Genomic DNA, 2671 nt, shown 5'->3' with positions numbered 1-2671 from the left:
CGGGCCGGACTCGGTGAGGACGCCCGGCGGCACGGTCCCCACCGGCCCGCCGCCGCTCCACGCCTCGTCGTCCCACCACTGGAACGCCGTGCGCACCGGCGACTTCGCCTTCTCGCCGAACAGCGCTGTGAAGGACGCGAGCCCCGCCGTCCGCGCGGGGGAGGCGGTGGCGACGGCGGCCCCGGCGGCGTTGAGTGCGCCGGTGCCGAGCAGCTTGCGGCGGCTGAGTGCGGACATCTGCGTCTCCAGGGGGAGGGGCCGCGTCCGGCGCGGCCGTGGCGCGGGCCGCGAGCCCCGAAGGACGGGATGCGCCGCATGCCCATGAGGGCGGAGGTGAAGGGGGTTGCGAGAGGGCCGGGGGAGGCGGGACCGGGGGCGCGGGACACCGTAGGAAACCCCCGCCGGGAAGTCGAGAGTTCTTCATATTCGGCGATGAACTACCCTCCGATCATGAGGGAGAGACAACGCGGGCGCCGGGCGGCGCTGGCCTCGGCCGTCGATGCGGCCGGCGCGGACGCGCTGCTGGTCACGCGGCCGGTGAACGTCCGGTACCTGACCGGCCTGCACAGCTCGAACGCCGCCGTGCTCATCCGGGTGGACGGCCCGGACCTGCTCAGCACCGACGGGCGGTACGCCGGGACGGCCGAGAAGGTCGCGTCCGACATGGAGATCGTGATCGACCGGAACACGGCCGGGGTGCTCGTCGGGCTCGCCGCCGACGCCGGGGCCGCGACCCTCGGCTTCGAGCCGCACGACCTCACCGTCGAGCGCCACGCCGAACTCGCCGCGCTCGACCACGGCGTCGCGTTCAAGCCGCTCGGCCACCTGGTCGAGGAGCTGCGCGTCGTCAAGGACGAGGCCGAGATCGACCTGCTGCGCCGGGCCTGCGCGATCACCGACGAGGCGTTCGCGGCGCTGCTGCCCTCGATCCGCCCCGGCGCCACCGAGCGCGCGCTGGCGGTGGAGCTCGACCGCCACATGATCGACTTCGGCGCGGACGGCCTGGCGTTCGACACCATCGTCGCCTCCGGGCCGAACGGCGCGATCCCGCACCACTCGCCCTCCGCGCGGGAACTGGCGTCCGGCGACCTGGTCACCTTCGACTTCGGCGCGCTGGTCGGCGGCTACCACGCCGACATGACCCGCACGGTCGCGGTCGGCGAGCCCGCCGACTGGCAGCGCGACCTGTACGACCTGGTCCGGCGCGCGCAGCAGGCCGCCGTGGACGCGGCGGTCCCCGGCGTCGAGTACGCCGCCCTGGACGCCGCGGCCCGCGACATGATCACCGAGGCCGGGTTCGGGGACGACTTCACCCACGGCCTCGGACACGGCGTCGGCCTGGAGATCCACGAGGCTCCGCTCATGAGCACCCGCGCGACCGGTAAGCTGGTGGATCGAGTTCCGATCACCGCCGAGCCGGGGGTCTACCTCGCCGGCCGGGGCGGTGTCCGCATCGAGGACACGCTCGTGGCGCGGACGGGCGGGCCGGAGCTCCTCACCAAGACGACCAAGGACCTCATCGTCCTCTAGCCGACCCGGCGGACGAGGCGGGGTCCGCCGAGCGGGAGAACACCTGTGGCGACGACGAACGACCTGAAGAACGGCATGACGCTGAAGATGGACAACGGCCTCTGGACCGTTCAGGAGTTCCAGCACGTCAAGCCCGGCAAGGGCCCCGCGTTCGTCCGCACGAAGATCAAGAACGTGCTCACGGGCAAGATCATCGACAAGACCTTCAACGCGGGCAGCAAGGTCGAGGTCGCGTCGGTCGACAAGCGGGACATGCAGTACCTGTACCGCGACGGCGACGGCTTCGTCTTCATGGACACCGAGACCTACGACCAGCCGACCATCGACGCCGCCGTCGTGGGCGACGCCGCCAAGTACATGCTGCCCGACCAGAAGGCGATGATCGCCTTCAACGAGGGCAACCCGCTCTACGTCGAGCTGCCCGCCGCCGTCGTGCTGCAGATCGCCGAGACCGAGCCGGGCCTGCAGGGCGACCGCTCCACCGGCGGCTCCAAGCCCGCCACCCTGGAGACCGGCGCCCAGGTCCAGGTCCCGCTGTTCGTCACGACGGGCGAGAAGATCAAGGTCGACACCCGCTCCGGCGAGTACCTCGGTCGGGCCTGATGGCCGCCAGGACCAAGGCGCGCAAGCTCGCCCTGGACGTGCTGTTCGCGGCCGAGCTGCGCGAGGAGCGGCCCACCGAGGTCCTCGAGCAGCGCGGCCGGCCGAACCAGGGCGAGCTCGCCGAGTACCCGCACGCCGTGCGGATCGTCGAGGGGGTGCAGGAGCACGCCGAGCGGATCGACGAGCTCATCGCGACCTACGCGACCGGCTGGACCCTCGACCGGATGCCGGTCGTCGACCGCAACCTCCTGCGCATGGGCCTGTTCGAGCTGCTCTGGGTGGACGACGTCCCGGACGGCGTCGCGGTCAGCGAGGCGGTGTCGCTCGCGACCGAGCTGTCCACCGACGAGTCCCCGCGCTTCGTCAACGGCCTGCTCGCCCGCCTCCAGCAGCTGAAGCCGTCCCTGTCGGTCTGACGCCGCCGGTCTGACGCTGTCGGTCTGACGCCTCCGCCCCCGGCGACCCCCGTCCGCCCGTCCGAGGACGCACGCCGCCCACGGCACGGGCCGTCAGGTGGCGCGGGCCGTCGCGGCGAGAG

The 2671-nt window shown here is 72.6% G+C and carries 3 protein-coding genes and 1 pseudogene; 3 read left to right on the top strand and 1 reads right to left on the bottom strand.

Annotated elements, in window-relative coordinates; genetic code table 11:
• Window positions 1–237, bottom strand: a pseudogene (locus AB0J52_RS35305) (hypothetical protein); the annotation flags it as partial.
• Window positions 238–450: 213 nt separating this feature from the next.
• On the opposite strand from AB0J52_RS35305, the gene AB0J52_RS35300 reads away from it, so the two are divergent.
• Genes AB0J52_RS35300 through nusB form a run of 3 tightly spaced genes read left to right on the top strand, consistent with a single transcriptional unit; the run spans window position 451 to window position 2549 of the window.
• On the top strand, window positions 451–1530 hold the full coding sequence (locus AB0J52_RS35300) for a M24 family metallopeptidase (RefSeq protein WP_500187261.1): 1080 nt from the start codon (window positions 451–453) through the stop codon (window positions 1528–1530).
• A 45-nt stretch (window positions 1531–1575) separates the two neighbouring features.
• Entirely contained in the window at window positions 1576–2133 is a 558-nt protein-coding gene (efp, locus tag AB0J52_RS35295) for an elongation factor P (protein ID WP_500187260.1), read from the top strand.
• The gene (nusB, locus tag AB0J52_RS35290) at window positions 2133–2549 is read left to right on the top strand and encodes a transcription antitermination factor NusB (protein ID WP_500187259.1); all 417 of its coding nucleotides are present in this window, start codon (window positions 2133–2135) and stop codon (window positions 2547–2549) included. Before efp ends, nusB begins: the two co-directional genes overlap by 1 nt.
• Window positions 2550–2671: the final 122 nt, after the last annotated feature.

Source organism: Spirillospora sp. NPDC049652 (assembly GCF_040675125.1).
In the GTDB taxonomy this organism is placed as follows: Bacteria; Actinomycetota; Actinomycetes; order Streptosporangiales; family Streptosporangiaceae; genus Spirillospora.
The sequence above is the reverse complement of the archived record's forward strand: the minus strand, read 5'-3'. Positions and strand labels throughout refer to the sequence as shown.